Source organism: Anaeromyxobacter diazotrophicus (assembly GCF_013340205.1).
GTDB classification, from domain to species: domain Bacteria; phylum Myxococcota; class Myxococcia; order Myxococcales; family Anaeromyxobacteraceae; genus Anaeromyxobacter_A; species Anaeromyxobacter_A diazotrophicus.
This window is the reverse complement of sequence record NZ_BJTG01000005.1, coordinates 221271-247854: the sequence shown is the minus strand read 5'-3', so window position 1 is coordinate 247854 and position 26584 is coordinate 221271. Positions and strand designations below refer to the sequence as shown.

The window sequence follows — 26584 nt, the reverse complement described above, 5'->3', positions numbered from 1 at the left end:
GAGACTAGACCCGCGAGGCGGTCCGCTTGTTCCCGGGCCCGAGGTCGAGGCTGCCCGGCGCCGCCTTCGGGGCGGGGTGCACGAGCAGCATGGCGATCCCCACCACGAGCAGCGAGTCGGCCACGTTGAAGGTGGGCCAGCGCAGGTCGGGCCGGTTCCACCAGTACCACTCGACGAAGTCGATGACGTACCGGCGGGCGAGCCGGTCGACGAGGTTCCCCACCGTGCCCGCCAGCACGAAGGCGAGCGCCACCTGCAGGAAGCGCTGCGAGGTCGCGAGGCGGCGGTAGTAGTAGAAGACGAACCCGATCGCCGCCACCGACACCAGCAGGAACAGCCGGTAGCGCAGGTCGGGCGGCACGAACGAGAACATGCTGAACGCCGCGGCCGGGTTCTCCACGTAGTTCATGCGCCAGAAGGGCCTGAACACGTAGTACGGCTCGGTGGCGAGCGGCTCGAGGTAGCGCAGCCGGAAGAAGGCCGCCAGCCGCGCCTCGAGCCCGTGCGCGCCGACCCGCGCGAAGGCGCTGGTGAGCCGCTCCACCGCCAGGTACTTCGTCCACTGGTCGAGCGCGATCCCCAGCGCCGCCAGCGCGGCGAGGAGCTTCCACTTGTCCGGGCCGCGGGCGCTCACGCGAGCGCCGCCGCGCACTTGCCGCACAGCTCGGGGTGCCGCGCGTCCTGGCCGATGTCCTCGTGGACGCCCCAGCAGCGCGGGCACTTCGCGCCGGGCGCCTTGGCCACCTCGGCCGCGAGCGGGCCCTTCTCGAGCAGCACCTTCGAGACGATGAAGAGCACCGGCAGCTCGGCCCGGTAAGCCTCGAGCAGCGCCAGCTCCTCGCCCTCGGCGCGGACCGTGACCTGCGCCTCCAGGCCGGAGCCGATGAGCTTCGCGCGCCGCGCCTCCTCGAGCGCCTTCTGCACCACCGCGCGCACGGCGAAGAGCCGCCCGTAGCGCGCCTCCAGCGCGGCCGCATCGGCCGGCCGTGTCCGCTCCGGGAACCCGGCGTAGAACACCGAGTCCTCCGCCGGCGGCTCGGGGAGGAAGCCCCACGCCTCCTCGGCGGTGAAGGAGAGGATGGGGGCGAGCAGCCGCAGGAGGTCGCCGGCGATGAGGTGGAGCGCGGTCTGGGCGCTCCGCCGCGCCTTCCCGTCCTTCTTCGCCGTGTAGAGCCGGTCCTTGATGATGTCGAAGTACTGCGCCGAGAGCTCCACCGCGCAGAGCTGCACGGTCGCGTGGTAGGCGAGGTGGAACTCGTAGTCGGCGTAGGCCTGCTTCACCTTCGCCTCCCACTCCACGAGCCGAGACACCGCCCAGCGGTCGATGTCCTCCAGCTCCTCCACCGGCACGCTCTGGGTGGCCGGGTCGAAGCCGTCGAGGTTCCCGAGCGCCCAGCGCACGGTGTTGCGGATCTTGCGGTACCCCTCGGCCAGGCCGGCCAGGATCTCGTCGCCGAGCCGCACGTCCTCGCGGTAGTCGGTGGAGGCCACCCACAGCCGGAGCACGTCGGCGCCGTACTTCTTCAGCACCTCCTCCGGCGCCACCGTGTTGCCGACGCTCTTCGACATGGCCTTGCCCTGCGCGTCGAGGACGAAGCCGTGGGTGAGGACCGCCTTGTAGGGCGCGCTCCCGCGCACCGCCATCGAGGTGAGGAGCGAGCTGTGGAACCAGCCGCGGTGCTGGTCGGAGCCCTCGAGGTACAGGTCCACCGGCACGCCCATCCCGCGCCGCTCGGCCACCGCCGCCCAGGAGCTGCCCGAGTCCCACCACACGTCGAGGATGTCCTGCTCGCGGCGCCAGGCCTGACCGCCGCACTTCCCGCACTTCGCGTCGCCGGCGAGCTGCGCGGCGTCGCGCGTGTACCAGGCCTCGATGCCCTCCTCCTCGAAGGCGTCCGCCACCCGCCGCATCACCGCGGGCGAGACGAGCGGCTCGTCGCACTGCTCGCAGTAGAAGACCGGGATGGGCACGCCCCAGGTGCGCTGGCGCGACAGGCACCAGTCCGGGCGGTTCTCGATCATGTTCGAGATGCGCTCCTCGCCCCAGCTCGGGATCCACTGCACCCGCCGGATCTCCTCCAGCGTGCGCTTCCGGAGCTCGGCGTGCTCCATGGAGAGGAACCACTGGTCGGTGGCCCGGAAGACGACCGGGTTGTGGCAGCGCCAGCAGTGCGGGTAGCTGTGCCGGAGCTGCGCCTTGGGATCGGAGAGGAGGTGCCCCGAGGCGGCCAGGTCGGCCACGATCTTCGGGTTCGCCTCGAAGATCTTCTGGCCGGCGTACGGGCCCGCCTCGGCGGTGAAGCGGCCCGCCCCGTCCACCGGGTTCAGGATGGCGAGGCCGTACTGCTGCCCCACCTGGTAGTCCTCCTGGCCGTGGCCGGGCGCGGTGTGGACGAGGCCGGTGCCGGCCTCGAGCGTCACGTGCTCGCCCAGGATGACCGTGCCCTCGCGGTCCATGAAGGGGTGCCGGTAGACGAGCCCCTCGAGCTCCTTGCCCTGGAAGGTGGCGAGGACGCGCTCGGGGTGGGCGAGCGCCGCGCCAGTGCCGCCGCCGCTCGTCATCGCCTCGTGCGCCTGGGGCGCGTGCGCGGGGGGCGCGGTCGGGACGAGCTCGCCCGGCGCGACCGCGGCGAGGAAGCTCGCGAGGAGGTCCTTCGCCACCACCACCACCGTGCCGGCGAGGTCGTACGCCACGTAGACGAGCTCGGGGTGCGCGGCCACCGCCAGGTTGGCGGGGAGCGTCCAGGGCGTGGTGGTCCAGATGACGAGCCGCGCCTTCCGGCCGGCGAGCTTCCCGCCGGGCAGCGGCGAGACGAGGTCGAAGGCGACGTGGATGGAGGGCGAGGCGTGGTCGGCGTACTCGACCTCGGCCTCGGCCAGGGCGGTGCGGTCGGTGATGCACCAGTAGACCGGCTTCTTGCCCCGGTAGAGGAAGCCCTGCTCGGCGGCGCGCGCCAGCACGCGGACGGTGTCCGCCTCGTAGCCGCGCGCCATGGTGAGGTACGGCTCGCCCCAGCGGCCGAAGACGCCGAGCCGCTTGAAGGCGTCGCGCTGCTTCTCGATCCACTTGAGCGCGTAGCGGCGGCAGGCCAGGATGACGTCCGCCCGCCCCATCTCGCGCTTCTTCGGCCCGAGCTCCTTGTCCACCTTGAGCTCGATGGGCAGCCCGTGGCAGTCCCAGCCCGGCACGTAGTCCGCCACCTCGCCCAGCATGGCGTGGTACTTCACGATCACGTCCTTCAGGATCTTGTTGAGGGCGTGGCCGATGTGGATGTCGCCGTTGGCGTAGGGCGGGCCGTCGTGGAGCACGAAGCGGCGCGCGCCCGGCCGCGCCGCGGCGCGCGCGACGAGCTTCTCGAAGACGCCCTCCTCCTCCCAGGCCCGCAGGATCTCCGGCTCCCGCTGGGGCAGGTTGGCCTTCATCGGGAAGTCCGTCTTCGGGAGGTGGACCGTGTCCTTGTAGTCGGCAGCCAAGTGGACCCTCGTGGAAAACACGTTTTGTAGCAGCGGCGCGAGGGGGGAGCAACGAACGCGGCGCCGCGGGACGGCGGTTGCGGGACCGGCGCCGCGGGGCCTAAGCTCCCCGCCTTCGATGCCGGCCCGAGCCCCCGACCCCCGAGGCGCACCCCGCGTGAAGCCGGCGCGCGGCCCGTCCCGGCGCCGCGCCGACGGGCGGCTGCGGCTCGCCGTCCTCTCCCGCAACAAGAAGCTCTACTCGACCCGGCGCCTGGTCGAGGCGGCGAAGCAGCGCGGCCACGCGGTGAAGGTGCTCGACACCCTGCGCTGCCAGCTCGTGCTCGCCCGCGACGCGCCGCGCGTCTTCTACCGCGGGGCGGAGGTGGGGCGGATCGACGTGGTCATCCCGCGCATCGGCGCCTCCATCACCGGGTACGGGCTCTCGGTGGTGAACCAGTTCGACATGATGGGGGTCCCCACCCTCAACAACTCGGTGCCCATCGCCCGCTCGCGCGACAAGCTCCGCGCGCTGCAGCTCCTCTCGCGCTTCGGCATCGACATCCCGCGCACGGTGATGTGCCGCTACCGCGAGGAGGTGCCGCTCGCGGTGGAGCAGGTGGGCGGGCTGCCCTGCATCATGAAGCTCATCCAGGGCACGCAGGGGGTGGGCGTGCTCCTCGCGAGCACCATGACCGAGGTCGAGGGGATGCTCGACACGCTCTGGCACCTCGGCCAGGAGATCCTCATCCAGGAGCTCATCGCCGAGTCGCGCGGCAAGGACGTGCGGGCGCTCGTCATCGGCGACCGGGTGGTGGCGGCCATGCGCCGCACCGCGCGCGAGGGCGAGTTCCGCTCCAACATCCACCGGGGCGGCGAGGGGCAGGCGATCGAGCTGCCGCCCGCCTACGCCGAGGCGGCGGTGAAGGCGGCGCGGGTCATCGGCCTGGAGGTGGCGGGCGTCGACATGCTGGAGTCGAAGGAGGGGCCGAAGATCATGGAGGTGAACAGCTCGCCCGGCTTCGAGGGGCTGGAGCAGGTCACCGGCCAGGACATCGCGGGCCTCTACGTCGAGCACGCGGTGGAGCTCGCCCGCGCCCACGCGGCCGGCTGGTCGAAGGCCCGGTTGATCTAGTCCGGCGGAGGGGGTGGGTCAGCTCGGCTCGCTCGCCCGGCTCTTCTCCACGGGCCCCACTCGTCGGATAGTGCCCGCGCGTGGCTCCCCGCACCTCGACCTCCGGCCTCATCTCCCTCGTCCTCCACGGCGACCTGCTCGACCCCTGGGCCTGGCTCGCCGAGCAGCGGATCACCACCGCCGCCGACGAGCTGCACGGCCGCTTCGCGCCGCTCGCCAGCGCGCCCTGGCCGCGGCGGTGGGACCCGCGCGCGCCCACCGCGGCCGAGCGCCGCCAGCGCGTGCGCGAGCTCGAGCGCGCCGCGCGCGAGGCCGACGCGCCGCCCTTCTCCACCGAGCTGTGGGAGGACGGGCGCGGCCCGCACACCTCGGCACCGCCGCTCCTCGCGGTGGCCGCCGCGCGCATGCAGGGCCCCGCCGCCGCCGCCAGCCTGCGCGAGGCGCTCCGCACCGCCGCGCTGGTCTGCGGGCTCGACGTGTCGCGCAGCGACGTGGTGCTGGAGCTCGCCTCCCGCTGCGGCCTCGACATGGCCCGCTTCGTCCCGGCGTTCCAGGCGCCCGGCACCGATCGCGCGGTGCGCGCCTCCATCGAGGACGCGTGCGATCGCGGGGTCGAGCTCGGCCCCTCGCTGGTGGTGGGCGAGGACTGGCTGGTGGCCGGGGTGCGCTCCCTGCGCGAGTACCGCACCGTGCTGAAGCGGTACCTGGCGAAGCGCGCCGGGACCACCGTCGAGCACACCGTGCACTGAGCGCGCACATCGCGCGGCGGGGCCCGTGAATGGACGCTCGACCGCGAACGTCCTAGAACGGGTCGTCCACCAGCGAGGGTGCCCATGCGCCGTCTCCTGCTCCTCCCCGTCTTCGCGTCCCTCCTCGGCGGCTGCGTCGTCCGCACGGTCACGACCGTGCCGGCCGGGCCGCCCCCCGAGCCCATGCCGGTGTACGCGGAGCCCGCGCCGGCGCCGGCCCCGCCGCTGCGCGTCGCCTACTACGGCGAGCACGCCATCCCGGGCGGCGGCTGGTGCTACCTCGACGGCCCGCACGAGCACGACTACTACCCGGAGCGCGCCGACCTCTTCGTGGTCGAGAACGGCTACTACGCCTGGCGCGCGCCGGTCGCGGTGACCTACTACGCCGGCCACCCGCTCCCGGGCGGCGGGTGGTGCTACCTCAGCGGCCCCCACGTCCACGACTACGCGCCGCCGCGCGACGCGTACTGGGCGTTCCACCCCGGCCGCGGCTACCTCTACCGCGGCCCGTACAGCGCCGCGCAGCAGCCGCCGCGCAGCTACTGGGTGCGGCCCGCGCCGGCGCGCTTCTACGACCCGCGCCAGGCGCCCGCGCCGGCGCCCGCCTACCGCGCGCCGGCTCCGGCCCCTGGCTACGCCCCCCGCCCGGCGCCGGCGCCCGCTTACGCCCCGGCTCCGGCTCCGGCCCCCGCGCCGGCCCCCGCGCCGGCCTACGCGCCGCGCCCGGCGCCGCAGCCCTACGCGCAGCCGCAGCCCGCCTACCCCCCGCGGCCGGCGCAGCCGAACGGTTGGGGCGCCACCGTCCGCCCCAACCCACCGCCGGGCCAGGGCGGGACGCCGCCCGGGCAGGGTGGGACGCCGCCGGGGCAGGCCTTCACGCCGCCCGGCCACGGCGGCACACCGCCGGGCCAGGCCTTCACGCCCCCGGGCCGCGGTGGAACGCCTCCCGGCCAGACCTACGCCCCCCCGGCGCAGACCGTCGCCGGCCCGGGCCGCAGCCTCGCGCCCGCGGGCCAGCCGGCCACGCCGCCGGGCCACGGCGGCACGCCGCCCGGCCAGGCCAAGAAGGACAACGGCGGCGGCCGCTCGAAGGAGCCGGGCGAGAAGCACGAAATCCGCGACGCGGCCAAGCGCGCCCGCGACGACCGCTGAACAGCAGAGGACCTCGCCCGCGCCGAGGCGGGCGAGGTCCCGTTTCACCGCGAGCGGTACCTAGAGCTTCCCGAACGTCTTCTCGGGCGCCCAGCTCACGCCCACGCTGGCGATGTTCGCGAAGGGCGTGTACCGGCCCGGGAGCACGTTGTACTGACCGCCGGCCCCCGGCGGCGTGGTGACCGCGTCGAACCAGGCGTGGAAGTAGGCCAGGTTCACGTCGAGGCCGGGCGAGACCGTGTAGCCGACGCCGATCGAGGCGCCCCACACGTCCGAGTCGGGGATGGTGGGCGACAGCCACTCCGCCGGCGTCGGCGTGATGTCGCGCAGCACGCCCGCGCGGACCTTGAGCTTCTCCATGGGCGCGAGCTCGGCCCCGAGCCGGAAGGTGTAGCCGTTGTGGTAGTGGCGGGGCACGACGATCGCCGCGCCGGCGGTGCCGATGAACGCGTCCTTGTCGTAGACGATGAAGCGGTCCCAGGTGAAGGCGCCGGTCACGAGCAGCTCCGGCATCACCTGGTACGCGGCCGCGAACGCCAGGTAGTTCGGCATGGTCAGGTCGTGGGTGACGCCCTGATCGAGCGCGCGGGAGGCGAACTGCGCCGGCGCCCCGCCGAACGTGGCGTCGCCGGTGAGCGACATGTCCGCCTTGTGCTTGTAGTCGAAGGCGAGCTTGAGCGGCTCGATGGGCTGCAGCTCGAGCGAGACGTCGTAGGAGAGCTTGTTGCCCGAGGCCGACAGCTGCGCCTCGGTCTCCGGGTAGAAGTTCACGTTCTGGGTGAGCTTCTCCGTCCCGCGGTACCAGATGAGCCCGCCGCCGACGCGCACCCACTTCGCGAGCTGGAGGCCCGCCGTGAAGTAGGTGCCGTAGATGCGCCGGTTGACGGTGAGGATGTCGAAGCGGCCCGGCCAGCCGGCCGGCCAGTTGACGTTGCCGCCGAAGGGCACCGTCATGCCCACGCCGACGCCGAGCCGCATGTCGCCGGAGAGCGGCAGGCCATACGCCGCGTAGACCGCGGGCGGGAAGGCCGGCTTCACGTACTGGCTCGCGCTCTTGCCGGCCTCCGGGCCGACGCCGGTCCAGGTGCTGCGGTTGTCGATGAGCCCGGCCCCGAGCGACAGCGACAGGCCGTCGAGGTTGGCCAGCGCGGCCGGGTTCACGAAGGCCGCGCCGGCGTCCACCTGGGCGGCGTGGAGCGAGCCCGCCATGGAGAGGTCGCGCGGGCTGACGTTGGGGACGGCGTAGCCGCCGGCGAGGGCGACGGCCGGGGCGAGGAGGAGGGCGGCAGCGAGTGCGTAGGTGCGCATGGGTGTCGTCCTCTACTTGTTCTGAGCGGCGGGAGGGAGGGTGCCGGCGGTGAGGAAGGCGGCCGCGTCGCCCTGGGCGGTGAGCGTCAGCGTCGGGTTCGTGAAGTCGAGCAGGAAGCCGTGCGTCGCCGCGCCGCCACCGCTCGAGTAGGTCGAGACGTTGCTCGCGCTCTTCGTCAGGTCGGGCTGCGGTGAGGTGAACACGTTCCCGAGGAGCTCGTAGTTGAACGGGTTCGGGATCACCGTGTCACCCGTCGCGACCTGGCCGAAGACGCTCTTCGCCGACTGGTTGGGCTTCGAGGCGAGGAGGTCCTTCAGGGTGGGGTGCGCGGTGTCTCCCGTGAGGTGGCCCCCGAAGTTCACCGGGTCGCCGCCGTCCAGCGCGAGCTTCGCGACCTGGAGGAACTGCAGGTACTGCGGCGTGCCGACCGTGATGCCGAGCGAGGTCAGGATCGGGGTGAGCTGCGGGGCGAAGGTCGGCGACTGGGTGAAGACGTCGGTCAGCGTCCCGCCGGGCACGTTCAGGACCGCCTTGCTGATGCGCGGGTTGGCGGCGGTGTTGAGCGTGCCGAGGATGCCGCCGAGCGACTGGCCGACCCAGTAGACCTTGCTCGGGTCGATGGTGACGCCGGCCGCCGCGAGGTCCGTGGCGAAGGTGCCGCTCGGCGTGCTCGGCGGAGCGAGCGCCAGGACGAGCGCGGAGGTGTCGAGGATCGACTCGCGCAGCGCGTCGCGGGTGCGGAAGAGGTTCCCGCTGACGAAGAAGTTGCCGGAGACCGAGGTGGTGCACGCGCCCGCCGAGACCAGGGTGCCGCTGCAAGGCACGGCGCCGGCCGAGCACACGCCGGAGGCCGTGTCGCCCTGCGCGCCGGCCGGGAAGAGGTTGCACTTCGGGTTGCAGCCGGTCCCGCCGGCGGCGCACACGCACTCGGCGTCCGCCTTGCAGTAGGCCCGATCACCGTGCAGCGGCGCGTCGATGGCGGCCGTCACGAACCCGGCCGAGGCGAGCGTGCTGGCGATGGCGAGCACGTTCCCCTTGTCGCCCGTGAGGCCGTGCTGGAAGACGACCAGCGGGGCGCCCTGCTTCGGCCCGTTCGGCACCACCACCAGCGCCGTGAGCGAGGCGTCGGTCCACTTGCTGTTGTCGGGGTTGAGCGCGCCGGTGGCGACGTCGATGGGGTTCTTGGTGAAGAAGGGCACCGTCCAGAACGCCTGGACGCCGGTGGTCGGGATGCCCTTGGCGGTCGCCGCGCCCTTCAAGGTGGCCGTGACGTCCACCTTCGCCCCAGGCACGAACTTCGAGGCCGCCGAGTACGGGTAGGCCGCGAGCCTCAGCGAGGCGTCGGTGATGGTCTGCGTGCGGAAGGTGTACCCGAGCACGACGTGCGACTTCGCGATCCCCTTCTCGGCCTGGAGCGCCTTCGCCGCCGCGCCCACGCCCTGCCGGATCTGCTCCAGCCCGGCCGCGGTGGCGTCGCTCTGCCCCGGCACCTGCGACTTGCCGTCCTTGTCGACGAGCGGGCTGTCGAAGAGGAGGATGCGCGAGAGCGTCGAGCCCTGCAGGGGCGGCTTCGCCCCGCCGACGGTCGCGGGGGCGCTCAGCACGCCATCCGTGATGAGCACCGCGTACTCGGTGCCCTCCTTGAGCGGCGGCAGCGCCAGGTACGGACCCGTCGCCCCCAGCGGCACCGGCACCGCCGGCTGCAGCCCGATCGCCGGCGAGAAGCAGCCCGCGGGGTCGTCCGTCGGCCCGCAGGCGGCCGTGGTGGTCGCGCCGGTCGGCTTCACCGTCATCTGGTACGGCTCGGCCACGAAGGCCGCTCCCGCCCCGCCCGCCGAGATCGTCTCCTTGACCTCCTTCAGGCGCACGGGCGCGGCCGGGTTCGAGAGGTCGTAGAGGAACACGCTGCTCGCGCTGACGGTCGAGGCCACCACCGGCGCGCTCGTCTGGGTGAGCTCCATCGCCGTCGTGCTGAACCCGTCGAGCGTCGCGATCCCGCTCGCCAGCGCGCCGAAGGCCGGGTTGTTGACGATGGTCTTGCCCCCGGTGGCCGGGTCGAGGAGCAGGTCGGAGGGCAGCGGCACCACCCCGGCGCTGGCGTCGGTGACCACCGCCGCGCCCGCCTTGGCGGGCGCGATCTGGAAGGTCTGCACCGAGACCAGGTCCTTCGAGGCGCCGGCGCCGAACGCCTGCTCGGCGAGGCCGAAGAGCGGCAGGTACTGCTGGCGGAGCGCCTCGAGCTGCGCGCCGGTGGCGGCGCGTCCCACCCGGCCGCTGCCGGGCAGGAGGTACTCGTTCTCGGCGAGCGAGAGGTCCACGCCGCGCGTGAGGAGGTACATCGTCGGCTGGGCCACCAGCTCGCCGCCGCCCTTCAGCTTCACGCCGCTCGCGCCGCCGCGGACGAGGACGATGTACTGCGAGCCCGCGTTCCAGCGCTGGCTCTTGATCGTCTCGCCGGGGCTGAGCGTGACGTCGTGCAGGTTGTTGCGGATGGTGATCGTCCCGCGGTCGGCCGACTGGACGTAGGTCACCGCGTAGGTGTTGGGCGGCACCGGCGCGGGCGTCGTCGCCCCCGCCTTCTTCTCGAACAGGGCCACGTTCGCGCCCGAGGGCACCGCCCCGACGAGCTTCACCGTCGCGAGGTCCACCCCGTCGGGCGGCGGGCCCTTCGTGATGGTGTTCCCGCTGTACGTGTCGCGCTGCACGTCGATCGTGATCGGCGCCTCCTGGTCGTTCGGGAACCCGCCTTGCGCCGCGAACGACTGGAGCAGCTCCTGCTGCGCGCCGGTGGTGGCCGCGATCGAGGTGGGCTGCAGCGCCAGGTCGTTCGGGAGCGGGATCTCCGAGACCGAGGGGTCGAAGAGCACGTAGTCCGTGCTCGCCGGGTTGGTGTGCTTGTCGATCGACGGCGCGCAGGCCGCGAGGGCGGCCGCGGCGGACGCCACGGTCAGGAGGCGGCGACGATGCATGGGGTGTCTCCTCGACGTTGGAGCGGATGCGTGTCGGCGGACGGCAGACGAAGGTGAGAGCAACCGTTTAGCCGCTTGTTGATATCCGAATCGACTCCCCAGATGTGTCGGATTCAACCGGGGGTTTACGCATGGCAAACCACGCGGCGCGTCATCCGCGGAGGCCCCCCCGGCGTCCCAGCTCACAGCGCACCGCGTCAGGGGCCCGCCTAAACCCTTGCGGCACCGCTTTCCGCAGGGCTACCGTCGCCGCCATGAGCCCGCTCCTCACCACCCTGCTGCTCCTCGCCGGAGGCAGCTTCTTCGTCTGGACGATGGTGCGGCGCGTCGTGCCGCTCCTCGCGCTCAGGCGCGTCGACCGCCTCGATCGGGCCGGCGAGCGCCTCGAGGGGCTGCTGCGCTTCGGCTTCGGGCAGCGGCGCATGGTCGACCCGGAGGAGTTCCGCCCGGGGGCCATGCACGTCGTCATCTTCGCGGCCTTCCTGGTGCTGGCCCTCCGGACCGTGACGCTCTTCGGGATGGGGTTCTCCGAGGGCTTCCACCTGCCGCTCCTCGCCCCCGACTCGCCCTTCGGCCGCGGCTACGCGTTCGTGAAGGACGTGATGGTGCTCCTGGCGCTCGTGGCCGCGCTCGGGTTCCTGTGGCGGCGGCTCGTCACGAAGCCCGACCGCATCACGCTCTCCTGGGAGGGGAACCTCATCCTCGGCTTCATCGCCGGGCTCATGGTCACCGACATGATGTTCGACGGCGCCGGAATGATCGCGACCGGCGAGGCGGCGAGCTTCTGGGCTCCGGCGGGCTCGCTCGCGGCCGAGCTCTACCGCGGCCTCGGCCTCTCGGCGGGGGCGGTGCGCGCGGTCGGCCTGGCGGGCTTCTGGCTGCACCTCGCCATCATCCTCACCTTCGGCAACTTCCTCCCGTACGGGAAGCACTTCCACATCATCACCGGCCTCCCGAACGTCTACCTGCGCGCGCTGCCGCCCGCCTCCTCGGCGCTGCGCAAGCTCGACCTCGAGCGCGAGGACGCCTCCTTCGGCGCCGCCACCGTGAAGGACCTCTCCTGGAAGGAGGGGCTCGACGTCTACAGCTGCACCGAGTGCGGCCGGTGCCAGACCCACTGCCCGACCTACGTCACCGGGAAGCCCCTCAGCCACAAGGAGGTGAACCGGGCCGTGAAGCACCACCTCATCGAGAAGGCGCCCGAGCTGGCGGCGCTGTGGCGCGCGAAGGACCCGGCGGCGAAGGAGGCCGCCGCCGCCGCGCTCCCGCCCCTCTCCGAGGTGGTGCCGCCCGCCACCTTCTGGGCCTGCACCACCTGTGGCTGGTGCGAGACGGCCTGCCCGGTCTTCATCGAGAACATCCCGCGCCTCGTCGACCTGCGGCGCCAGAAGGTGCTCGTCGACTCCGACTTCCCGGAGGAGGCGGCGCGCGTCTTCAAGAACATCGAGACCCAGGGGAACCCCTGGGGCATCGGCTCGAACCGGCGCACCGAGTGGTGCGAGGACCTGGCGCTGCCGCGCGCCAGCGAGACGAAGGAGTTCGAGTACCTGTTCTTCGTCGGCTGCGCCGGCGCCTTCGACGACCGCCAGAAGAAGGTCTCCCGCGCCATCGTCCAGATCCTGCGCGAGGCGAAGGTGTCGTTCGCCATCCTGGGCGAGGAGGAGACCTGCAACGGCGAGGCGGCCCGCCGGCTCGGGAACGAGTACCTGTTCCAGATGCAGGCGCAGGCCAACGTCGACCTCCTGAACGGCTACGGGGTGAAGAAGATCCTGGTGCAGTGCCCGCACTGCCTCAACACCCTCAAGAACGAGTTCCCGCAGTTCGGGGGGCGCTTCGAGGTGGTGCACCACACCGAGCTCATCGCGCGCCTCGTCGCCGACGGGCGGCTCGCGCCCGGCCGCGCCCCGGGGCTCGCCGGCCAGCCGGTCACCTTCCACGACCCGTGCTACCTGGCGCGCCACAACGGCGTGTACGAGGCGCCCCGCGCGGCGCTCGAGAGCGTGGGCGTCGCGGTGCAGGAGATGCCGCGCAACCGGCGGCAGGGCTTCTGCTGCGGGGCCGGCGGCGGGCGGATGTGGCTGGAGGAGAAGCTCGGCACCCGCGTGAACCAGCACCGGGTGGACGAGGCCGCGGCCACCCTGGGCGACTCGGGCGGCGTGGTCGCCGTCGGGTGCCCGTTCTGCATGACCATGCTCCGCGACGGCGTGAACGAGACCGGGCGCGAGGAGAAGCTCCAGGTGCTCGACGTGGCGGAGATCGTGGCGTCGGGGCTGGTGCAGCTCGGCAGGCCCGCCGGCGGCGGCGCCACGGCGCCCGCGGCGCAGGCGGCGCCCGAGCGGGAGTGACCCCGCGGCGGGGGACGAGCCCCCGCCCTACTTCAGCTTGTCGGCCAGGTTGCCGCTCGTCTGGCGCAGCCGCTGCGACAGGAAGCGGGCCAGCTTCCAGAGCAGCTTCACGCCCAGCCGCGGCTTCTCGTCCACGAGCCGCTCCAGGGCCGCCCGGTCGAGCACGAGCAGCACCAGGTCCTCGGCGGCGGCGACGGTGGCCGAGCGCGGCTGGCCGTCGAGGAGCGCCATCTCGCCGATGGTCTGCCCGGGCCCGAGGCGCGCCAGCAACTTCGGCTGCTCCCCGGTGTCCTGCTTCAGGATCGACACCGACCCGGTGGCGATGACGAAGAGCGACGGCTCGGCGGCGCCCTCGCGGCACACCACCTCGCCCTTGCGGCGCCGCTCGACGCGCAGGTGCACCGCCAGGCTCTCGATCTCCGCCCAGGCGAACTCGTTCGCCCAGCGCGTGGCGTCGAGCAGCTCGGCCCGGGCCTTGACGTCGTCTGCCGCCATGGGCCGGGGATGGAATCACGGATCGGTCCGGATTTGTAGGGCGGGCCTCCGGTCCCGAGCGCCCGCCGCCTCGAGTGCCGCCGCGCACGCCTCGAGCCGCGCCCGCACCTCGCCCTCCAGCGCGTCGAGGTCGTTCCCCGAGCGGGGATCGGCGCCGACGCAGGTGAGGAGGGCGTCGTGCGGCGAGGGCGCCGGCCGGCCGAGCGCGGCGTAGTCGATGGCGCGCGGCAAGGGCTCGCCGTCCGGCCCGGCCCGGAACGCGCCGAAGAGCCCCTCCGACCCGGGCGCCAGCTCCTCCTTCAGCGCGAACAGCGCCCGCAGCGCGGCGAGGAAGCGCGGGTCCTGCAGGTGGCGGCGCTCGACCCGGGCGCCGGCGAGCGCGGCCACCCCCTCGAGCGCGGCGCGCAGGAACGGCACGTCGGTCACCACGAGCCCGTAGAGGTAGGGATCGCCGGCGCACGCCTCCGCGGCGAGCTCCGCCTCCTCCTCCGAGAGCCAGCTGTGCGAGGGGCAGAGGAAGCTGTCGCAGATGCGCGCGTCGTAGACCCCGCAGTCGCGCAGGTCGGCGCCGCCGGTGGCGAGCGGGTGGGCGAGGCAGCCGGCGCGCGTCCGCGCGGCGTCGAGCCAGCCGAGGAGCGGGCAGACGCGGACGGAGGGGAAGAGCGGCGCCTCCTCGTCCTCGCCGAGGCGCGCCGCGGCGGCGCGGAAGGCCTCGACGGTGCGCGGCACCCCGGCGAGCGCCTCGGTGCGCCGGTCGAGCAGCGCGGCGGCGGCCTCGCGCGAGAGGTCGGCGCGGTTGTACAGCCCGCAGCAGGCGCCGCAGCTCGCCTGGCCGCGCTGGCAGAGCGGGTTCATGTCGAGCCGCGGTGGGGGACGAGCCCCCGCCCTACGGAGGCCATCGCGCGCCTCACCCCATCCCGAGCGCGGACCGGCACGCGGCGCACAGGCCGGCCTGCTTGCGGTCCGAGTCGGACGGCTTGTGGGAGAGGAACATGGCGCAGCGCGCGTCCTGGCAGTGCGACAGGCCGAGCAGGTGCCCGAGCTCGTGGATCGACTCGGCCTGCAGCCGGCGGCGGAGCCGCTCCGGCTCGGCGGGCCGGCCGTCGGGGCCGTGGCCGAGCCGGAACAGCGAGACGATGGCGGTGCGCGCGTCGCGGTCCGCCTCGCCGAAGACGAACGGCGCGTCCGGCACGAACAGGTCGACGTCGGTGACCGCCACCACCGGCCCGAGCGCCGCCTGGGAGAGCTGCGCCAGCCGTCGCAGCACCGCCGTCGAGTGGTACTGCTGCCGGTCCTTGTTGAAGGCGTAGACCGGCGTCGCCTGCGACGGACCGAGGTGGCTGGCCGGGCCGAAGGTGTGGGTGAGCGTGGCCCCGACCTCGGCCAGCAGCGGGCGCTGGACGCTGCCGACCGCCAGCACCGTCACCCGCGCCGGCATGGTCAGCGGGCGCAGCTCGGCGCGCTGGTTGGTGGGGCGGGCCGACGCGGGCTTGGCTGAGGCGGAAGGATTCGAACCTTCATGAGCGGATCCAAAGTCCGCGGTCCTGCCGTTAGACGACGCCTCATCAAGAGTTGGACCGTGCGGGGCGCGCGCGCCCTGGCTGGCCGACGGCGGCTCACCCTCTTTGCGAGACACGCTCGTGCTCCGCTCCCGGGCGCCCGCCGCGGGCACCCGCACCGGCCTCGCGGCCGTCAGGCCTGCCTTAACTCCGGAGCGTAGCAGCGCGCCTGCGGATCGCCAAGGTCACGCCCGGTGTCGGGCGGGGCCCCGCTCAGATGTCCAGGTTCTGAGCGTCCAGCGCGTTCTTCTCGATGAACTCGCGCCGCTGCTCCACCGCGTCGCCCATGAGCACGCTGAAGATCTCGTCCGCGGCCACGGTGTCGTCCACCCGCACCTGGAGGAAGGTGCGCTTCTCCGGGTCCATGGTGGTCTCCCAGAGCTGCTCCGGGTTCATCTCGCCGAGGCCCTTGTAGCGCTGGATGGTCTGGCCGGCGCTGGCGGCGCGCTTCAGCGCCTCCACCGCCTGGAAGGCGTCGCCCACCTCCTCCTCGCCCGACTCCAGCTCGAGCTTGTAGGGGCCGGGGCCGATCTGGGCCAGGTTGGCGTGGTGCTCGGTGAGCTCCGCCCACTCCGCGCCCGACAGGTAGTCGAAGTCGAGCCGCGTCTGGCGCGGCGCGCCGGCCACGTGCGTGTCGAACACCAGCGCGTCGCAGTCGTGCTCGACGTCGCGCTCGATGCGCGCCGACTTCACGTCCAGCTCGGGGTGGAGCTTCTGCGCCCGCTGGAAGATCTTCTCCGGCTGCTCCTTCAGGCGCGCGTGGTCCTTGAGGAGCGCGAGGTCGAGGTCGCCCACCTGGATGGCGGCGTCGATGATGCGCTTGTCGCGCCGCTTGTCGGCGCGCTCGAGGAGCGCGCGGTAGGCGAGCGCGTCGAGCGCGAGCCGCTTCAGGTCCTCGCCGGCGAGCACCGTCTCGCCCGAGACGAGCTTCGCCTTCTCGGTGCCGTGGGCGAGCAGCCACTCGTCCATGGCCGCTTCGTCCTTCAGGTACTGCTCCTTCTTGCCCTTCTGGATCCGGTAGAGCGGCGGCTGCGCGATGTAGAGGTAGCCCTTCTCCACCACCGACGGCATCTGCCGGAAGAAGAAGGTGAGGAGCAGGGTCCGGATGTGCGACCCGTCCACGTCGGCGTCCGTCATGATCACGATCTTGTGGTAGCGGATCTTCTCGACGTCGAACTCCTCCGGCCCGATGCCGGTGCCGAGCGCCGTGATCATGGTCGCGATCTCGGCCGAGCCGAGCATCTTGTCGAAGCGCGCCTTCTCGACGTTCAGGATCTTGCCGCGCAGGGGGAGGATGGCCTGCGTGCGCCGGTCGCGGCCCTGCTTGGCGGAGCCGCCGGCGGAGTCGCCCTCCACGATGTAGATCTCGCTCTCGGAGGGATCGCGCGACTGGCAGTCGGCGAGCTTGCCCGGCAGGGAGGCGCCGTCGAGCGCGCCCTTGCGGCGCACCGTCTCGCGCGCCTTGCGGGCGGCGATGCGGGCGCGGGCCGCCTCGGCCACCTTGGCGCAAATGCGCTTCGCGAGCTGCGGGTTCTCCTCCAGCCAGGCGCCGAGCCGGTCGTTCAGCATCGTCTCGACCATCGTCTTCGCTTCCGAGTTCGAGAGCTTGGTCTTGGTCTGCCCCTCGAAGCTCGCGCCCGGCAGGCGCAGCGCGATGACGGCGGCGAGCCCCTCGCGCATGTCGTCGCCCGACGGGACCTCCTCCTTCAGATCCTTGAAGAGGTTGTTCTTCGTCCCGTAGGTGTTGATGGTGCGGGTGAGCGCGGTCTTGAAGCCGATGAGGTGGGTGCCGCCCTCGTGGTTGTGGATGTTGTTCGCGAAGGCGAAGACCTTCTCGTCGTAGCCGTCGTTCCACTGCAGCGCGATCTCGACCGTGGCGGCGCCGCGCTCCGTCTCCACCTCCTGGCGCAGGTGGATGGGCGGATCGAACAGCACCTCGCGGCTCTTGTTGAGGTAGCGGGCGAACTCGCGGATGCCGTCCTTGAAGTGGAACTCGTGCTTCTTGCCGCTGCGCTCGTCCTCGACGCTGATGAAGAGGCCGGCGTTCAGGAAGGCGAGCTCGCGCAGGCGGCCGGAGAGGGTCTCGAAGCTGTACTCCTTCGCCTCGAAGATCCCGAAGTCGGGCCGGAAGGTGACCTTGGTGCCGTGGCGCTCGGTCTCGCCGACGGCGGTGACCTTGCCGGTGGGGTTGCCCTTCTCGTACCGCTGCGCCCACACCTTGCCCTCGCGGTAGACCTCCACCTTCATCCACTCGGAGAGCGCGTTGACGCAGGTGACGCCCACGCCGTGCAGGCCGCCCGAGACCTTGTAGGCGTTCGACTCGAACTTGCCGCCGGCGTGGAGCTTCGTCATCACCACGTCGAGCGTGTCCATCCCCTTCACCGTCGGGTGCGGGCCGACCGGGATGCCGGAGCCGTTGTCGACCACGGTGACGGAGTTGTTCGAGTGGATGACGACGTCGATGCGGTCGGCGCGCCCCGCCATCGCCTCGTCGACGGAGTTGTCGACTACCTCGTAGACGAGGTGGTGCAGGCCGCGCTCGCCGACGTCGCCGATGTACATGTGCGGCCGCTTGCGGACGGCCTCGAGCCCCTCCAGCACCTTGATGTCGCCGGTGCCGTAGGCGTCGGCCCCGGCGCCGTTCGGCAGCGGGGTTGCGGTATTCTCGGCGGTATCCAGGGGATCCTCGCGTTTCCTGAGCTTTTGTGGGGGCTTAGGAGCGGTTATTTATAGCAGAGCGGCGGTGCTCCAGCAAGGCGGAAGCCCTCGCCGGCCCAGGCTGCAACAGCCCGGAATGACAGCTCAATCCTCGCGCGTGAAGGCGCCCGCCACCACCCGGTAGAAGGCGGTGTCCGGACCCGCCGCCGGCTCGAGGAGACGGCGGTCGGTGGTGGTGAGGAACGCCTGCCCCGGGAGGCGCCCCAGGTAGTCGAGCAGGAAGCGGTTCTTCTGCGGATCGAGCTCGGAGGAGACGTCGTCGAGGAGGAGCAAGGGCGGCCGCCCCAGCACCGCCCGCAAGTTCTCGATCTCGGCCACCTTGAGGGCGAGCACGAGCGCGCGCTGCTGGCCCTGGCTGGCGAAGGCGCGGGCGCCGCGCGCGTCGAGGGCCAGGGTGAGGTCGTCCATGTGCGGGCCGGCCGAGGTGTAGCCCCGCTCGCGATCGCGTCCGGCGCGCGCCTCCAGGGCGGCGGCGAGCTGCTCCGCGAGCGCCGCCTCGTCGCCCTGCGCGTCCACGCCGGCGGCGGCGCGGTAGCCGAGGTGGGCGGAGGGCGCACCTGGGCCCGAGATCTCGGCGTAGGCGCCCGCGACGCGGGGGGCGAGCTCGCCGAGGAGCTCGAGCCGGCGGCGGAGGAGCCGCGCGCCGGTGCGGACGAGCGGCCCGCGGAAGCTCACCTCGACCTCCGGCGCCGAGGCGCGGAGGGCGGCGTTGCGGGCCCGGAGCGCCCGGACGTAGTCGCGCGCCTCGGCCAGCACCGCCGGCCAGCGGTTGAAGGCGGCGCGGTCGAGGAAGCGCCGCCGCGCGTCGGGGCCGCCCTTCACGAGCAGGAGGTCGTCCGGGGCGAAGCAGACCGCCGCCAGGCCCTCGAAGTAGGCGTCGAGCCGCTCCTGGGGCTTCCCGTCCAGGGAGGCGGTGCGGACGCCGGCCGCGACCTCGACCGCCACCCGGCGCGCCCCGCCGGGCCCCTCCACGTCGGCCGCCACGAGCGCGCGCTCGGCGCCGAAGCGCACCAGCTCGGCCAGGCGTGCGGCGCGCAGCGGCTTCAGCGTGCAGGCGAAGTAGACGGCCTCGAGGAGGTTCGTCTTCCCCTGCCCGTTCTCGCCCAGGAGCACGGTCGCCCGCGGCGACGGCGCGAGCCGCGCCTCCGCGACGTTCCGGAAGTCCTGGACCTCGACGGTGAGGAGCCGCGTACCGCCCTCAGATGCGCATGGGCATGACGACGGCGGTGAAGGCGGTGGCGCTCTCGCCGGCCGGCTTCACCACGCCGGGGGAGAGGTCGTCCGCGAGCTCCATCGCCACGTCCTGCACCGCCACCGGCTCGAGGTTCACCATCGCGCCGAGGACGTCCATGAGGTAGCGGGCGTTGAAGCCGATCTTGAGCGGCTCGCCCTGGTACTCGACCGGCACCTCCTCGCGCCCCTCGCCCAGGTCGGGGTTCTGGGAGAGGACCCGCAGGCGGCCTGCCTCGAGCTCGAGCTTGACCGCGTGCGCCTTGTCCGAGGAGAGCAGCGAGATGCGGCGCAGGGTGTCGAGGAACCGCTCCCGGCCCACCGTGAAGCGCTTCTCTCCCGCCTTGGGGATGACCTGGCGGTAGTCGGGGAAGGCGCCGTCGATGAGGCGCATGGCGAGGCTCACCCCGGGCCGGCGCAGCACCGCCGAGCTCTCGATGAAGCCGAGCTTGGTCTCGCCCTCGACCGTGTCGAGGAGGAGCTTCTTCATCTCGGTGAGGCCCTTGCGCGGCAGGATGACGCCCTTCTTGACGTGGAAGTCGCCCGGTAGCGGCCGCTCGGCGAGAGACAGGCGGTGGCCGTCGGTGGCGACCGCCCGCAGCGACCCGTCGGCCGGCTCGAAGAAGACGCCGTTCAGGTTGTAGCGGGTCTCGTCGGAGGAGGCGGCGAAGGAGGTGAGCTCGATGAGCTCGAGCAGCTGCCGCGGCTGCACCGTGACGAGCTGGACCTTCTCGAAGCGGGGTAGCGCCGGGAAGTCCTCGGCCGCGAGCCCGACGATGCGGAACTCGGCCGAGCCGCTCTTCACCTCGAGCCAGTTGTTGGCGGCGCGCTTGAGGAGGACGTCCTTCTCCGGGAGCGCCTTCACGATCTCGTAGAGCTGCTTGGCCGGCACGCAGGCGCGGCCCTCCTTCAGGACCTCGCAGGCGTGCTCGGACGAGACCGAGATGTCGAGGTCGGTGGCCGAGACCGAGAGCTGGCCGCCCTTCGTCGCCTCGAGCAGCACGTGCGAGAGGATGGGCATCGTGCTCTTCTTCTCGACGATGCCCTGCGAGCGGGAGAGCGCGCGGGAGAGCTCCTGGACGCCGATCTTCAGTTCCATGAGAAGAGATCCTCTTTTCTTCTTCTCTTCGTCGTAGACGTAGGCGACGCGAAGATGTGGAGAACGAGCCTGAGGCCGCGCGACCACGAAGGAAAGCGATCGGGACGGCCTGTGGGATCCCGATCGGAACAAGTTGTGTAGCGCGCTGCCGACCGGCCCGTCAACAAAGCCACGACAGCGAGTCCGCACGCTCTCCCGGCCGCTGTCCACGCACTCGCTCACGTACGCTCATGGTGAAGCGAGCGCAGGCCTTGCGCGGCGGCCGGCCCGGGCCCGGCAGCCCCCGGACGCGCCGCGGCCCTCGTCGCCGGCGAGGCCGGACGGAGGTGGTGAGGCGGGGCTGGGAGGGGCTCAGGGCGCCAGGCGGGCCGCGAGCGTCTCCACCTCGGCCTTGACCTTGCCGTCCGCCTCGAGCAGCTCGCGGATGCGCTTCTCGGCGGCCATGACCGTGGTGTGGTCCTTCTTGTTGAACTTGTCGGCGATCTGCTGGAGCGTCTCGCCCGCCAGGGTCCGGCAGAGGTACATCGCCACCTGGCGCGGCAGGGCGATCTTCTGCTCGCGGTTCGGGCTGGTGAGCTTGGCCACGGTGAGGTCGTAGAACTTCGCGACCTCCTCCTGGATGCGCTCGATGGACGGCTTGTAGCCCGGCGGGGGGATGACGTCGCCGAGCACGTCGCGGGCCAGGCTCTCGCTGATGGGCTCGCTCTTGAGCGAGGCGAAGGCCGCCACGCGCATGAGCGCCCCCTCGAGCTCGCGCACGTTGGACTTGATGTGGGTGGCGAGCAGCGAGGCCACCGGCTCGGAGAGCTCGATGCGCTCCACCTCCGCCTTCTTGCGGAGGATGGCGGCGCGGGTCTCGAACTCGGGGACGTCGATCTGGACCCGCATGCCCCACTCGAAGCGGGAGCAGAGCCGCTCCTCCAGGCCCTTCAGCTCCTTGGGGCTGCGGTCGCTCGAGAGGACGATCTGCACCTCGTGATCGTGGAGCGCGTTGAAGGTGTGGAAGAACTCCTCGGCGGTCTTGTCGCGGCCGGCCAGGAACTGGACGTCGTCCACGAGCAGCGCGCCGCACTCGCGGTACTTCCGGCGGAAGTCGGTCATGGCGCCGGCGCCGCGCGAGAGCGCCTCGACGAACTCGTTCGTGTACCGCTCCGAGGAGACGATGGCGACCCGCGCGCCCGGCTTCGAGCGCAGGATGTCGTGCGCGATGGCGTGGAGCAGGTGCGTCTTCCCGAGGCCGGAGTCGCCGTGGAAGAAGAGCGGGTTGTAGTTCTGGCCGGGCTTGGCGGCGACCGCCTGGGCGGCGGCGAAGGCGAAGCGGTTCGACTCGCCCACCACGAAGGTGTCGAAGGTGTAGCGCGGGTTCGGGCGGCCGTCGCGCGGGCCGTCCCCGGGCGCCGGCGTCAGCGCCGGCCGCGGGGCGGGGGTGGGCGCGGCGCCCTCGGCCCGGCGGGCGGGGGCGTCGTCCACCACGAAGGTGATGACCACGCGCCGGCCGACGAGGTCCGGCACGAACTCCTCGAAGAAGGAGCGGTAGTTGTCGTCCACGAAGTCGCGGTGGAACTTGTCCGGCGCCGAGACCTCCAGCCGATCGCCCTCCAGCCGCCCGGGCCGCAGCGGCGCGAACCAGCGCTCGAAGAGATCGGGGCGCAGGCGCGAGCGCAGGTGCGCCTCGATCCGCGACCAGTGCTCCTCGGCAGCCATCGGTGTTCCCCTCGGGCTCGCGGCGGGCATGCGAGGTCCCCCCAACGTACGATCGACGCAATTCGGCCTCGGCCGATGGATCGTTCGATCCAGCGGCAGATGAGGCTCGTTGTTACAAAGGACGGGCTCTCTCGAAGAGCCCGGATCCGGCGGCGTGGGCAGCGGGCGCGGAACTTAGCGCCGGCCGGCGGAGGGGATCAAGAGGCGTCGCCGAGCCCGCGAGAATGACCGACGTTTTGCGCACGGCCCGAGGGCGGTGGATGGGAGCGGGCGCGATCGGAGCCCCGATCGCGTGCCGATCCTTGACAGCCTGCGGCCGATCGGGGAGGTTGCCGCGCCATGAAGAGGACCTACCAACCGAAGAAGGCCAAGCGGAACCGCACGCACGGCTTCCTGAAGCGATCGCGGACCCCGGGCGGCCGGAACGTCCTGAAGCGCCGCCGGGCGAAGGGGCGCGCGCGCCTCACGCCCAGCGCTCCCAAGAAGTAGGCGGCTGCCCGGGCGTGCGGCTCGGCAAGGCGGCACGCCTCCGCCTGCGCCGCGAGTTCCTCGCGGTGCAGGAGCGCGGCAGGAAGCATCCCGCCGGCGCGTACCTCCTCCTCACCCTCGACAACGATCGCGGCCAGCCGAGGCTGGGCGTGACGGTGTCGTCGCGCGTCGGCGACGCGGTCACGCGCAACCGGGTGAAGCGCTGGGTGCGCGAGGCGTTCCGCGCCACCGCGGCGCGGCTGCCCCCCGTCGACCTGGTGGTGATCGCCCGCTCGAGCGCCCCGGGCGCCGGGCTGGAGGCGGCGCGGCGCGCGCTCGCCGCGCTCGCCGGCGGGGCCACCCGGTGATGCGCGCGCTCCTGCTCGGCCTCATCGGCCTGTACCGGCGGCTCCTCTCGCCGCTCCTGCCGCCGGCCTGCCGCTTCTACCCGACCTGCTCCGCCTACGCGGCGGAGGCGGTGCGCCGGCACGGCGCGCTCCGTGGCACCTATCTCACCGTGAAGCGGCTGGCGCGCTGCCACCCGCTGTGCGAGGGCGGCATCGATCCGGTGCCGTGACTCGCAGTCAAGGAGAACCCGTGGGTTCCGAGAACCGCCGCATCCTGCTCGCGACCGCCCTGTCGGCGGCCATCCTGTTCGGCTTCATGGCGTTCCAGACCAAGACCGGCGCGCGCCGCGCCCCCGCGGGCGCCGACGCCGGCGCGCCCGCGGCGGCCTCGCCCGCGCAGCCGGCCCCGGCCGCGCCGGCCCCCGCCCCGGCGGTCGCGCCGGTGCCGGCCGCCCCGGAGGAGACCGCGGTCCTCGAGACCCCGGAGCTCAAGGCCACCTTCAGCACGCTGGGCGGCGCCCTCAAGAGCCTCGAGCTCAAGGGCGAGAAGTTCCGCCGCCAGCAGAAGGACAACCCCGCGCCGGTGGACCTCGTGCACGTCACCGCCGGCCAGCCCTGGCCGCTGGCGATGGTGGCGTCGCCGGAGCTGGGCGGCACCGGCAGCCTGGCCGACGACCCGGCCGCGCGCGCCAGCATGCGGCTCGTCGAGAAGGACGCCCGCAGCGTCACCTTCGAGGGGACCGTCGGCGCGGCGCAGGTGCGCAAGCGCTTCTTCGTGGGCGAGCGGGCCTACGAGCTGGGCCTCGAGCTCTCGGCCCAGAGCGACCGGAAGGGCGACTTGGCCCTCCTCTACCCTGCGTACGTGTCGCCCGACGCGCCCAAGCCGGGCTTCTTCTCGGGCGGGCAGGTGGCCGAGACCCTGACGCCGCTCTGCCGCGCGGCCGGCAAGACCGCCCGCTTCGGCGGCAAGGAGGCGCGGGAGGCGGTGCCGGGCGCGGTGGCCTGGGCGGGCCTCGACCAGCACTACTTCGTCTCGGTGCTCGTCCCCACCCCGGAGATGGGCGAGTGCGTCTTCTTCCGCGGCCCGGCCGCCGGGGCGAGCGGCACCGCGCTGCGGCTGCCGGTGGACGGCCAGCTCCACGTCAAGTTCGCGCTCTACACCGGGCCCAAGCAGCTCGACCTGCTCCGCGTCTACGGGCGCGACCTCGAGACGGCGGTCGACTACGGCGCGGTGACGAACCTGTTCGCCTTCTTCGCCCGCATCCTCCTCTACGTGATGCGCACCCTGGAGCGGTTCGTCGGCAACTGGGGCGTCGCCATCATCCTCCTCACCGTGCTGGTGAAGGCGCTCCTCTACCCGCTCACCGCCAAGTCGATGCAGTCGATGAACGAGATGCGGCGGCTGCAGCCCGAGATCGAGAAGCTCAAGGCGAAGCACGGCGAGGACAAGGAGAAGCTCAACCAGGCGGTGATGCAGCTGTACCAGCAGCACAAGGTGAACCCGCTCGGCGGCTGCCTCCCCATGCTCATCCAGATGCCGATCTGGTTCGCGCTCTACGCCACGCTGCAGACCTCGGTCGAGCTCTACCGGGAGCCGTTCCTCTGGCTCAAGGACCTGACCCAGTTCGACCCGTTCTACGTGCTGCCGCTCGCGATGGGGGTCTCGAGCTTCCTCATGCAGCGGCTCTCGCCGCAGCCGGCCGACAACGCGCAGGCGAAGATGCTGCTGTACTTCATGCCCATCTTCTTCACCTTCATCATGCTGCGGCTGCCGTCGGGGCTCACCCTGTACATCCTCGTGAACAACGTCCTCTCCATCGCCCAGCAGCAGTGGCTCATGAAGCGGCAGCAGCCCGCCCCCGCCCCGGCGAAGGCGTGACGAACCAGGAAAGGAGCACCGCCGTGTCCGAAGAGCGAGAGCGCCCGGAGTCCCCGCCCCCCGCCGAGGCGCCCGAGAAGGTGGCGGCCGCCCGCGAGTTCTGCGAGGGCCTCCTCGCCCGCATGGGCGCGGCGGTGACGGTCGAGGTGAAGGAGTCGCCGGAGGCGATCGCGGTGGCGCTGCGCCCGCAGCCGGGCAACGCCATCGAGCTCGGCTCGGCGCTGGTGGAGGCGCTGCAGTACCTCGTGAACCGCGTCGTGAACCCGCGCGCCGAGGGGCGCAAGTGGGTGAACCTCGACGTGGGCGGGTTCAGCGACGCGGAGGACCCGGTGGTGAAGGCGATGGCGGCGCGGCTCGCCGCCACCGCGCGCCGCACCGGGAAGGTGATCGCCATCGCGCCCATCACCGCGCGCGAGCGGCGCCAGATCCACCTGGCGCTCGTCGACGCCGAGGGCGTCTCGACCCGCAGCGAGGGCGAGGGGCTGTTCCGCACCCTGCTCGTCGTCCCCGAGCGGGCGGGCGGGCGGGAGTAGCGAGCACCGTGGCGCCGCGCCCGAAGACGAAGGAGGACAAGCTCTTCTCGGCGGCGGTGCTGCGGCGCTCCTTCGAGCTGCGCGGCGACGAGCACCGCGCGCAGTTCCGCTTCGTGTACGAGGGCGTGCTGCGCGACCTGGGGCTCGAGGCGAGCGAGGTCGACGCCTACCTCGCGGCGCACGGCCGCGAGGTCGAGGCCGCGCTCGGCCGCGGACCGAAGGCGGGCTGAGGCCGCGCGCCGTGCCGCTCGGACCCGCCTTCGACGACGCGCTGGCGGGCGGCCTGGCCGCCCTGGGGCTCGAGGTGGACGCCGCCGCGCGCGCGCGGCTGGCCGCCTTCGCGGAGCGGCTCCTCGCCTGGAACCGCAAGGTGAACCTCACCGCCATCACCGGCCCGGCCGAGGTGGCGGAGCTGCACCTCGTGGACAGCCTGGCCCTGCTGCGCACCCTCGGCGGCGCCGCCACCCTGCTCGACGTCGGGAGCGGCGCCGGGCTGCCCGGGGTGGCGCTCGCCTGCGCGCGCCCGGGGCTCGAGGTGACCTGCTGCGACGTGGTGCAGAAGAAGGTCGCCTTCCTGAAGGCCGTCACCGCCGAGCTCGACCTGCCGGTGCGCGCCCGCGCGGTGCGCGCGGCGGGCGACCCGGAGGCGGAGGGGCTGCCGCGCTGCGAGGCGGTGGTGAGCCGCGCCTTCACCGATCCGGCGCGCTGGCTGCCGCTCGGCGCCCGCTACCTGGCGCCGGGGGGCCGGCTCTTCGCCATGCTGGGCCGCGAGGCGGGGGGCGAGGCGGAGCTGGCGGCGCTGGGCGCGGAGCACGGGCTCGCGCTCGAGGCGCTCGACCGCTTCACGCTGCCCCGCTCCGGGCACGCCCGGGCGGTGGCGCGCTTCCGGGCGCGCTGAGCCCGCCGCTCAGGGGGTGGCCGCGGGGGCCGCGGGCGGCGGTGCGGCGGGGCGCGGCGGGGCCGCTCGGTCGAGGTTCTCCATGTGCACCATCCCGTGGAGGAGGACGCCCTTCTCCACGGCGAGCGAGGGGGTGTGCACGTCTCCGCGGACCTGGGCCGGGTGGTGCAGCTCGACCGCGCTCTTGGCCCGGATGTTCCCCTTCACCGAACCGTGCACGATGATCGTGCCGCAGGTGATCTCGGCCTCGATGCGGGCGTGCTCGCCGACCACCAGCACGTCGTCGGTGATGATCGACCCCTTGAAGACGGCGTCGATCCGCACCGTCCCCTTGAAGGTGAGCTTCCCCTCGAACTCGGCGCCGGCGCCGAGCAGGAGGTCGCTCGTCCCGCCGAGGGCGGGGGGCAGCTCGTCGCGCTTCAGGTTGGCCATGGCCATGGGGTCCTCGTGGTCGGGATGGGGGGAGTCACCGAGGAGGTAAGGACTCGGGCCCCTGCTGTCGACCCACGACCCGGGGACAACCGGCTCGCTCGGGGTCGCCA

22 protein-coding genes, 1 tRNA gene and 1 pseudogene are annotated in these 26584 nt (G+C 72.8%); 11 read left to right on the top strand and 13 right to left on the bottom strand.

What is annotated here, in order from left to right; all coding sequences use genetic code 11:
- Nucleotides 1-4: 4 nt before the first annotated feature.
- Both lspA and HWY08_RS12290 read right to left on the bottom strand, forming a co-directional pair.
- Nucleotides 5-634, bottom strand: a complete 630-nt coding sequence (gene lspA / locus HWY08_RS12295; RefSeq protein ID WP_176065530.1) for a signal peptidase II — start codon at nt 632-634, stop codon at nt 5-7.
- The gene (locus HWY08_RS12290) at nt 631-3423 is read right to left on the bottom strand and encodes an isoleucine--tRNA ligase (RefSeq protein ID WP_371869335.1); all 2793 of its coding nucleotides are present in this window, start codon (nt 3421-3423) and stop codon (nt 631-633) included. The genes lspA and HWY08_RS12290 overlap by 4 nt, the downstream gene beginning before the upstream one ends.
- Before the next feature lie 169 nt (nt 3424-3592).
- On the opposite strand from HWY08_RS12290, the gene HWY08_RS12285 reads away from it, so the two are divergent.
- The 3 genes from HWY08_RS12285 to HWY08_RS12275 all read left to right on the top strand — a co-directional run bounded on the left by HWY08_RS12285 (nt 3593) and on the right by HWY08_RS12275 (nt 6489).
- Nucleotides 3593-4588, top strand: a complete 996-nt coding sequence (locus HWY08_RS12285; protein WP_176065526.1) for a RimK family alpha-L-glutamate ligase — start codon at nt 3593-3595, stop codon at nt 4586-4588.
- Nucleotides 4589-4668: 80 nt separating this feature from the next.
- Complete coding sequence (locus HWY08_RS12280) at nt 4669-5337, top strand: DsbA family oxidoreductase (RefSeq protein WP_176065525.1); 669 nt, start codon at nt 4669-4671, stop codon at nt 5335-5337.
- Between the two features lie 84 nt (nt 5338-5421).
- The gene (locus HWY08_RS12275; RefSeq protein WP_176065104.1) at nt 5422-6489 is read left to right on the top strand and encodes a hypothetical protein; all 1068 of its coding nucleotides are present in this window, start codon (nt 5422-5424) and stop codon (nt 6487-6489) included.
- A 60-nt stretch (nt 6490-6549) separates the two neighbouring features.
- Here HWY08_RS12275 and HWY08_RS12270 read toward each other — a convergent pair whose 3' ends face one another.
- Entirely contained in the window at nt 6550-7797 is a 1248-nt protein-coding gene (locus HWY08_RS12270) for an OmpP1/FadL family transporter (RefSeq protein ID WP_176065523.1), read from the bottom strand.
- A 12-nt stretch (nt 7798-7809) separates the two neighbouring features.
- Nucleotides 7810-10767, bottom strand: a complete 2958-nt coding sequence (locus tag HWY08_RS12265; protein ID WP_176065521.1) for a hypothetical protein — start codon at nt 10765-10767, stop codon at nt 7810-7812.
- A 254-nt stretch (nt 10768-11021) separates the two neighbouring features.
- Between HWY08_RS12265 and HWY08_RS12260 the strand changes: the two genes are divergently transcribed.
- Nucleotides 11022-13112, top strand: a complete 2091-nt coding sequence (locus HWY08_RS12260) for a (Fe-S)-binding protein (RefSeq protein ID WP_176065519.1) — start codon at nt 11022-11024, stop codon at nt 13110-13112.
- Between the two features lie 27 nt (nt 13113-13139).
- Here HWY08_RS12260 and HWY08_RS12255 read toward each other — a convergent pair whose 3' ends face one another.
- From HWY08_RS12255 to dnaA, 8 genes and pseudogenes are all read right to left on the bottom strand, one after another.
- Complete coding sequence (locus HWY08_RS12255) at nt 13140-13607, bottom strand: cyclic nucleotide-binding domain-containing protein (protein WP_176065517.1); 468 nt, start codon at nt 13605-13607, stop codon at nt 13140-13142.
- Nucleotides 13608-13622: 15 nt separating this feature from the next.
- Complete coding sequence (locus HWY08_RS12250) at nt 13623-14462, bottom strand: hypothetical protein (RefSeq protein ID WP_176065515.1); 840 nt, start codon at nt 14460-14462, stop codon at nt 13623-13625.
- Between the two features lie 52 nt (nt 14463-14514).
- Nucleotides 14515-15045 (bottom strand): archaemetzincin, encoded by a 531-nt coding sequence (locus tag HWY08_RS12245; RefSeq protein ID WP_176065513.1) that lies wholly within the window; start codon nt 15043-15045, stop codon nt 14515-14517.
- A 53-nt stretch (nt 15046-15098) separates the two neighbouring features.
- Nucleotides 15099-15172: transfer RNA gene (locus HWY08_RS12240), tRNA-Gln, on the bottom strand.
- Between the two features lie 207 nt (nt 15173-15379).
- On the bottom strand, nt 15380-17815 hold the full coding sequence (gyrB, locus tag HWY08_RS12235) for a DNA topoisomerase (ATP-hydrolyzing) subunit B (protein WP_176065808.1): 2436 nt from the start codon (nt 17813-17815) through the stop codon (nt 15380-15382).
- 153 nt (nt 17816-17968) lie between these two features.
- A pseudogene (gene recF / locus HWY08_RS12230) lies at nt 17969-19072 on the bottom strand (DNA replication/repair protein RecF); the annotation flags it as partial.
- Nucleotides 19073-19082: 10 nt separating this feature from the next.
- Entirely contained in the window at nt 19083-20213 is a 1131-nt protein-coding gene (gene dnaN, locus HWY08_RS12225) for a DNA polymerase III subunit beta (RefSeq protein ID WP_176065510.1), read from the bottom strand.
- 351 nt (nt 20214-20564) lie between these two features.
- On the bottom strand, nt 20565-21917 hold the full coding sequence (gene dnaA / locus HWY08_RS12220; RefSeq protein WP_235969597.1) for a chromosomal replication initiator protein DnaA: 1353 nt from the start codon (nt 21915-21917) through the stop codon (nt 20565-20567).
- Between the two features lie 339 nt (nt 21918-22256).
- Between dnaA and rpmH the strand changes: the two genes are divergently transcribed.
- From rpmH to rsmG, 7 genes are read left to right on the top strand one after another with little or no spacing between them, the layout of a single operon-like run.
- The gene (gene rpmH / locus HWY08_RS12215) at nt 22257-22406 is read left to right on the top strand and encodes a 50S ribosomal protein L34 (RefSeq protein ID WP_176065506.1); all 150 of its coding nucleotides are present in this window, start codon (nt 22257-22259) and stop codon (nt 22404-22406) included.
- A 14-nt stretch (nt 22407-22420) separates the two neighbouring features.
- Nucleotides 22421-22753, top strand: coding sequence for a ribonuclease P protein component (gene rnpA / locus HWY08_RS12210; RefSeq protein ID WP_176065504.1), 333 nt, complete (start codon nt 22421-22423; stop codon nt 22751-22753).
- Nucleotides 22750-22962 carry a membrane protein insertion efficiency factor YidD gene (gene yidD, locus HWY08_RS12205; RefSeq protein WP_176065502.1) on the top strand — a complete coding sequence of 71 codons (213 nt, stop codon included), beginning with the start codon at nt 22750-22752 and terminating at the stop codon, nt 22960-22962. The genes rnpA and yidD overlap by 4 nt, the downstream gene beginning before the upstream one ends.
- A 20-nt stretch (nt 22963-22982) precedes the next feature.
- Nucleotides 22983-24611, top strand: coding sequence for a membrane protein insertase YidC (gene yidC / locus HWY08_RS12200; RefSeq protein ID WP_176065500.1), 1629 nt, complete (start codon nt 22983-22985; stop codon nt 24609-24611).
- A 23-nt stretch (nt 24612-24634) separates the two neighbouring features.
- Nucleotides 24635-25144 carry a Jag family protein gene (locus HWY08_RS12195; RefSeq protein WP_235969595.1) on the top strand — a complete coding sequence of 170 codons (510 nt, stop codon included), beginning with the start codon at nt 24635-24637 and terminating at the stop codon, nt 25142-25144.
- 8 nt (nt 25145-25152) lie between these two features.
- Nucleotides 25153-25374 (top strand): hypothetical protein, encoded by a 222-nt coding sequence (locus HWY08_RS12190; protein WP_176065497.1) that lies wholly within the window; start codon nt 25153-25155, stop codon nt 25372-25374.
- 11 nt (nt 25375-25385) lie between these two features.
- Complete coding sequence (gene rsmG, locus HWY08_RS12185; protein WP_176065495.1) at nt 25386-26042, top strand: 16S rRNA (guanine(527)-N(7))-methyltransferase RsmG; 657 nt, start codon at nt 25386-25388, stop codon at nt 26040-26042.
- 9 nt (nt 26043-26051) lie between these two features.
- Here the strand turns inward: rsmG and HWY08_RS12180 are convergent, their stop codons facing one another.
- Entirely contained in the window at nt 26052-26480 is a 429-nt protein-coding gene (locus HWY08_RS12180) for a bactofilin family protein (protein ID WP_176065493.1), read from the bottom strand.
- Nucleotides 26481-26584: the final 104 nt, after the last annotated feature.